Annotated in this window: 6 protein-coding genes and 1 pseudogene; 3 read left to right on the forward strand and 4 right to left on the reverse strand. The window is 61.8% G+C overall.

Translation table 11 applies throughout. The features are described from left to right. Nucleotides 1-870, reverse strand: a complete 870-nt coding sequence (locus NCS28_RS22525; protein ID WP_250515993.1) for an NmrA family NAD(P)-binding protein — start codon at nt 868-870, stop codon at nt 1-3. Between the two features lie 248 nt (nt 871-1,118). On the opposite strand from NCS28_RS22525, the gene NCS28_RS22530 reads away from it, so the two are divergent. Genes NCS28_RS22530 through NCS28_RS22540 form a run of 3 tightly spaced genes read left to right on the forward strand, consistent with a single transcriptional unit; the run spans nt 1,119 to nt 4,336 of the window. After that, the gene (locus tag NCS28_RS22530; RefSeq protein ID WP_250515994.1) at nt 1,119-1,934 is read left to right on the forward strand and encodes an HTD2 family dehydratase; all 816 of its coding nucleotides are present in this window, start codon (nt 1,119-1,121) and stop codon (nt 1,932-1,934) included. Nucleotides 1,935-1,981: 47 nt separating this feature from the next. Beyond that, complete coding sequence (locus NCS28_RS22535) at nt 1,982-3,145, forward strand: acyl-CoA dehydrogenase family protein (RefSeq protein WP_250515995.1); 1,164 nt, start codon at nt 1,982-1,984, stop codon at nt 3,143-3,145. Nucleotides 3,146-3,157: 12 nt separating this feature from the next. Continuing rightward, a complete protein-coding gene (locus tag NCS28_RS22540; RefSeq protein WP_250515996.1) occupies nt 3,158-4,336 on the forward strand; it encodes a CaiB/BaiF CoA transferase family protein in 1,179 nt (392 codons plus the stop codon). 8 nt (nt 4,337-4,344) lie between these two features. Here the strand turns inward: NCS28_RS22540 and NCS28_RS22545 are convergent, their stop codons facing one another. The 3 genes and pseudogenes from NCS28_RS22545 to NCS28_RS22555 all read right to left on the reverse strand — a co-directional run. After that, the gene (locus tag NCS28_RS22545) at nt 4,345-5,283 is read right to left on the reverse strand and encodes a LysR substrate-binding domain-containing protein (protein ID WP_250515997.1); all 939 of its coding nucleotides are present in this window, start codon (nt 5,281-5,283) and stop codon (nt 4,345-4,347) included. 91 nt (nt 5,284-5,374) lie between these two features. Continuing rightward, on the reverse strand, nt 5,375-6,202 hold the full coding sequence (locus NCS28_RS22550; protein WP_250515998.1) for an HpcH/HpaI aldolase/citrate lyase family protein: 828 nt from the start codon (nt 6,200-6,202) through the stop codon (nt 5,375-5,377). Further along, a pseudogene (locus tag NCS28_RS22555) lies at nt 6,202-6,351 on the reverse strand (electron transfer flavoprotein subunit alpha/FixB family protein); the annotation flags it as partial. The gene NCS28_RS22550 and the pseudogene NCS28_RS22555, both read right to left, overlap by 1 nt.

The following is a 6,351-nucleotide window of genomic DNA, read 5'->3' on the forward strand; positions in this document are numbered from 1 at the left end:
TCAACGCGCGACGAGCTTGCGGATTACATCGACGAGCGGCGTCTTGCCTTTGGCGATCTCTTCTCCGCGGCCTTCGAAGTCGATCCAGCCTTCGTTGAAGCCGTCGAGCATCTGAATGCGAGGCATCGGGTTCTTCATGCCCTGACTCACGAACAGCGCTTCCCATGTCTCGCGCGGGACCGCCTGCGCGCGTACCGGCTTGCCGAGCACTTGCGCAAATGCGGCGGCAATATCGTCCGGGCTCGTGCGCCGAGGCCCTTCCAGTTCGACGATGCGCACGCCCGGCCATTGCTGTTGCATGAGCTTTGCCGCGAGTTCGCCGATATCGTCGGTGGCGATCATCGGAATCGCGCGATCGAGCGGTTGCAGAAACGATCGCACGATGCCTTCGTCACGCGCCGAGTCGACGTCCCATGCGCAGTTCTCCATGAACCAGCCCGGACGCAGGAACGTGACAGGGATCGGTTGCCTGGCGAGCGCTTCTTCAAGCAGCGTGCGCTGTGTCAGCAGATTGGTCTGCGTGGCCTGCGCACCGATTGTCGAGAGGCACACGATCTTGCGCGGCTTCGCACGCGCCACGGCCGCGACGATCGTATCGACGACTGCGCGCGCTTCCGGAAAACCCGGCGCGGGATCGAATTCCGGCGGCGGGAGAATGAACACGGCTTCCGCGCCTTCGAAAGCGTGCGCGAGCGCATCGGCATCGGTCATGGTGGCGAGGGCAAGCTCGCAACCGCGCGCCGCCCAGACCGCGCCCTTGTTCTCATCGCGCAAGACGGCGCGAATGGGTTTGCCCGCTTCGAGCAGCGCGTTTGCGAGCGCCCCGCCGACTTGTCCGGTGATTCCGGTGATTCCGGTGATGACATACATGGTCCGACTCCTTTGTGCAATTCGTATCGATGCGATGGATTGCATGTTAGGGCGCGCACCTTCAGCGAAAAATGACTTGCCGGTTATTGGATTGATGCTTCGATGTTATTGATCACGCAGCACCAGGCGCAATAGGTTCGCCCTATGCCCGGCACATGAAACTGGTATTTCCACCTCGCGGAACATTTCCCTAAAGTCTCTCTATTCACCCAGAAGTCGCTGGCCCATTCCAGCACGGAGACAACACCATGCAAACGGAAAGCGCAGCCGATATCGTCGCGCCGACATCCGTCGCCGCGCTCGCCGCCACGCTCGATTGCGATGCCGCGCCGAATGAAGGCGGCGCGCTTCCGCCCTTGTGGCACTGGATCTTCTTCAGGCCGATAGCCAGGCAATCGCTCATCGCCGAGGACGGGCATCCGAAGAAAGGCAGCTTCCTGCCCGACCTCGGCCTGCCGCGCCGCATGTGGGCCGGCGGGCGTCTGCGCTTTCCCGCGCCGGTGATCGTCGGCGAACGTATCGCGCGCGAATCGACCATTCTCGACGTCAGCGAGAAGCAAGGCCGCACGGGCAAGCTCGGTTTCGTGACGGTCGGGCATCGCATTTGCTGTGGCGACGTCACCGCGATCGAAGAAGAGCACGACATCGTGTATCGCGAGCCGGCCGTGCCCGGCGCGTCCGCTCCCGCCCCGACCGCCGCGCCCCGCGACGCGCAATGGCAACGCGACATCGTGCCCGACGAAACGCTGCTTATGCGCTATTCGGCGCTGACCTTCAACGCGCACCGCATTCATTACGACAAGCCTTACGTGACGCAGGTCGAAGGTTATCCCGGCCTCGTCGTGCATGGGCCGCTCATCGCGACGCTTTTGATGGACCTGCTGCGCCGCCAGTTGCCCGATGCGACTGTCATCGACTTCTCTTTCAAGGCGCAGCGTCCGTGTTTCGCGGGCAATGCGCTGCATCTGTGCGGCCGGCCTTCGACGGACGGCAAGACGGTCGAGCTGTGGTCGAAGGATCACGAAGGCTGGCTCGCCATGACGGCGCGCGCCACGCTCGCCTGACTCGTTTGATTCGCTCGGCGTTACACGAACCCACCAGCAAGCACACCATGATCGAATCCACTCCCGACGCTTATCAGGATATCCGCGAAGCCGTGCGTGATCTTTGCGGCCAGTTTTCCGGCGAATACTTCCGCAAGATCGACGAAGCGCGCGGTTATCCCGAAGCGTTCGTCGACGCGCTCACCAAAGCAGGCTGGCTCGCCGCGCTGATTCCGCAAGAATACGGCGGCTCGGGCCTCGGGTTGACGGAAGCATCGGTCATCATGGAAGAGATCAATCGCTCGGGCGGCAACTCGGGCGCGTGTCACGGCCAGATGTACAACATGGGCACGCTGCTGCGTCACGGCTCGGCTGAACAGAAGAAGCGTTATTTGCCGAAGATCGCATCGGGCGAATTGCGTCTGCAATCGATGGGCGTAACGGAGCCGACCACCGGCACCGATACGACGAAGATCAAGACGACCGCCGAGAAGAAGGGCGATCGTTATGTGATCAACGGACAGAAGGTATGGATATCGCGCGTGCAGCATTCCGACCTGATGATCCTGCTCGCGCGCACCACGCCTGTCGCGGATGTGAAGAAGAAGAGCGAAGGCATGTCGATTTTTATCGTCGATCTGCGTGAAGCGATCGGCCACGGCCTCACGGTGCAGCCGATCCTCAACATGGTGAATCACGAGACCAACGAACTCTTCTTCGACAACCTCGACATTCCCGCCGAGAATCTGATCGGTGAGGAAGGCCACGGCTTCAAGTACATCCTCGACGGCCTCAATGCGGAGCGCACGCTGATCGCGGCGGAGTGCATCGGCGATGGCTACTGGTTCATCGACAAGGTCTCGCAGTATGTGAAGGACCGCGTCGTGTTCGGGCGTCCTATCGGCCAGAACCAGGGCGTGCAGTTTCCGATCGCGCGCGCGTATGTCAATGTCGAAGCGGCGAACCTGATGCGCTTCAAGGCGTGCGAACTTTTCGATGCGCAAAAGCATTGCGGCGCGCAGGCCAACATGGCGAAGCTGCTCGCCGCCGATGCCTCGTGGGAAGCGGCCAACGCGTGTCTGCAATTCCACGGCGGCTTCGGCTTCGCCGCGGAATACGATGTCGAGCGCAAGTTCCGCGAGACGCGTCTCTATCAGGTCGCGCCGATCTCGACCAATCTGATTCTCTCGTATGTCGCCGAGCACATCCTCGGCCTGCCGCGTTCGTTCTGAAGGAAGCCGATCATGCGTCCACTGCAAGGCATCAAGGTCCTCACGTTCGAGCATGCGATCGCCGCGCCCTTCTGCACGCGTCAGCTCGCCGATCTGGGCGCGCGCGTGATCAAGATCGAGCGGCCCGGCGCAGGTGATTTCGCTCGCAGCTATGACGAACGCGTGTCGGGTCTTTCATCGCATTTCGTATGGACGAACCGTTCGAAAGAAAGCGTGACGCTCGACGTCAAGCATCCCGAAGCACTCGATGTCGTGCATAAGCTGCTCGCGAACGCCGATGTCTTCGTGCAGAATCTCGCGCCCGGTGCGACGCAACGGCTCGGGCTCGACTACGACACGTTGAAGGTGCGTTACCCGCGCCTCATCGTGTGCGATATCTCGGGCTATGGTTCGGATGGCCCGATGCGCGACAACAAGGCCTACGACCTGCTGATTCAAAGCGAGTCGGGCTTTCTGAGCATCACGGGCTCGGAAGGCGAACCCGCAAAGGCAGGCTGCTCGATCGCCGACATCGCCGCCGGCATGTACGGCTACACGAACATTCTCGCGGCGCTCATCGAACGCGGGCAGACGGGGCGCGGCAAGCGCATCGACATTTCGATGCTCGAAAGCATGGTCGAGTGGATGAGCTACCCGCTCTACTACGCGATCGACGGGCAGACGCCGCCGCCTCGCGCAGGCGCCTCGCACGCGACGATCTTTCCTTATGGCCCGTTCCAGGCGGGTGACGGCAAGACCGTGATGCTCGGCCTGCAAAACGAGCGCGAATGGAAGAAATTCTGCGAGATCGTAATTCGCCAGCCCGAGCTGCAGTGCGACGAACGCTTCTGCGCAAACAGCCGTCGCACGCAGCATCGCGATGCGTTGACGCACATCATCGTCGATGCGTTCGCTTCACTGAGCGCCGCGCAAGTCATCGAACGGCTGGAGGAAGCCGGCATCGCCAATGCGCGTATGAACGACATGCACGACGTGTGGAAACACGAGCAACTCGAAGCGCGGCATCGGTGGACGCGCGTCGAAACGCCGGCCGGCACGATTCCCGCGCTTTACCCGCCGGGCCTCGGCAGCGCCGATGAACCGCGCATGGACGCCGTGCCCGCGCTCGGGCAACATACGGACGCCGTCCTGCGCGAGCTCGGTCTCGACGATGAAGCCATCGATCGCTTGCGCGCCGCGAATGCGATCTAGGTTTACGGTCACTTTCGGAGCCGCATCGTCACGCCCTGCCAGCTATCGCGTTCGATATGCTCGGCGATCAACTCGATAAGTGTCTCGCGCACCGCGACCGTCGCCGAATTCATCGGCGCGCCATTGGGCCAGCATATGCTGGCCGGCCGCTTGATCGTCGGCTCGACGATCCTGCGCATTCTCGGCAAGAGCGCGTCGTTCCATTGGGCGATAGCCGACGATGGAAGAATCGTGCACGCGCGCCCCGAATTCGCGATCAGCAACAACGCCGGCAACGAGTCGATATCCGCGACGATGTTCAATTCCACCTTCTCGCTTGCGAACGTGCGCTCGATCAGCAACCGCAAGCCGTTCGACGCGCCCGGCGCAACGAGCTTCACACCCGCGAGCTTGGCAAGCGGGCACGTCGATGCGCGAGGCGAAATATCGCCGCCCGGTTCGCCCAATAGATAAAGCGCTTCATCGAGCACGGGCAAAGCCGTGATGCCCGGCGTATCCGATTCACGAAAGAGGATGCCGAGATCGAGCCGGCCATTGGCAAGCAGCTCGTTCAGATAGCCGCTCATGCTTTCGAAGAATTGCAGGCGAATGCCGGGATATTGATCCTGAATGCGCTCGAACAACGGAACCGAGAGCACGGACGCCATCGTCGTCGGCAAGCCGACCGCCACCGTGCCGGACTCCGCGCCTGCGCCCTTCGTCACTTCCTGTTTGAGTTGCTCCATCTGCCGCAGCACGAGACGTGCATGGCGATAGAGCGCATCGCCTTCGGCCGTCGGCGTGACGCCGTGATTGCTGCGCAAAAGGAGCGTGACGCCGAGTTCTTCTTCGAGCCGCGCCATTTGCTGGCTGAGCGAAGGCTGTGCAACGTATAGCTTTTCCGCCGCTTTGCCGAGACTGCCGTAATCGACGATGCTGACGAAGTAGCGAAGCTGGCGAACATCCATGAGGAACGTGGAATAGCGAGAGTCGATGACGGGCGCGCGCGTGAATGTCCGGCGCCGGTTTCTTATTCTATAACTCGCGACTCCACATCGACTATGCGCGTACGCTTTCGAGTATCGTCTGCGCGCGCAGCACGACCGGCCGGTCCACCATCTTTCCATCGACGGCGACGGCGGCCCCGTTCGCGGTTGCGAACGCGTCGAGTACGCGCTTCGCCCATGCAAGTTCGGATCCGCTCGGCGCATAACATGCGTTGATCGTTCGAACCTGCTTCGGATGAATGCATAGCTTTCCCCCGAAGCCACGGCGCTTTCCATTGAGCGTTTCGAGCTTCAAAGCTTCTTCATCGTCGATGGCGGGCGTCACGCCGTCGATCGGTGCGCCGATATTGGCGACCCTCGATATCATCGCGAGATTCGCGCGGAATGGATCGAGCACGTCGTCGTCGGTGGACATGTTCATATCGGCGCAGAAATCCAGTGTGCCGAACATCAATCGGTGCACGTACGGCGCCTTCGCAATCTCGAATGCGTTGAACATGCCTTTCGCGCTTTCGATCAACGGAAAGACGGGCATTCGGCTCTTCGTTCGCGAGACCAGCGCGACGATGTCCGCGGCGCTTTCCGCCTTCGGCAACACGATGCCCGCCACGCCCCGCGACTTGCCGAGTTGGGCATCGCGCTCGAACCACGGTGTATCGCACGCATTTACGCGAATCAGCACGCGACGCTCGGGAGAGAGCCATGCGGCCACCGCGTCGCGCGCTTCGTCCTTGCTCGCGGGCGCGACGGCATCTTCCAGATCGATGATGATCGCGTCCGCGCCGCTGTCCAGCGCCTTAGCAAAACGCTCGGGCCGATTGCCCGGCACGAACAGGAGCGAGCGATATCGATCGACGTTCGACTTGGCGGGCGCTTCCATCACAGTTCGTCGACCAGTTCGGGGACCGTCGCGAACAGATCGCCGACGAGACCGTAATCGGCCACGCTGAAAATCGGCGCTTCGGGGTCTTTGTTGATCGCGACGATGACCTTCGAATCCTTCATGCCCGCGAGATGCTGAATCGCGCC

This window comes from Caballeronia sp. INDeC2 (genome assembly GCF_023631325.1).
GTDB lineage: Bacteria > Pseudomonadota > Gammaproteobacteria > Burkholderiales > Burkholderiaceae > Caballeronia.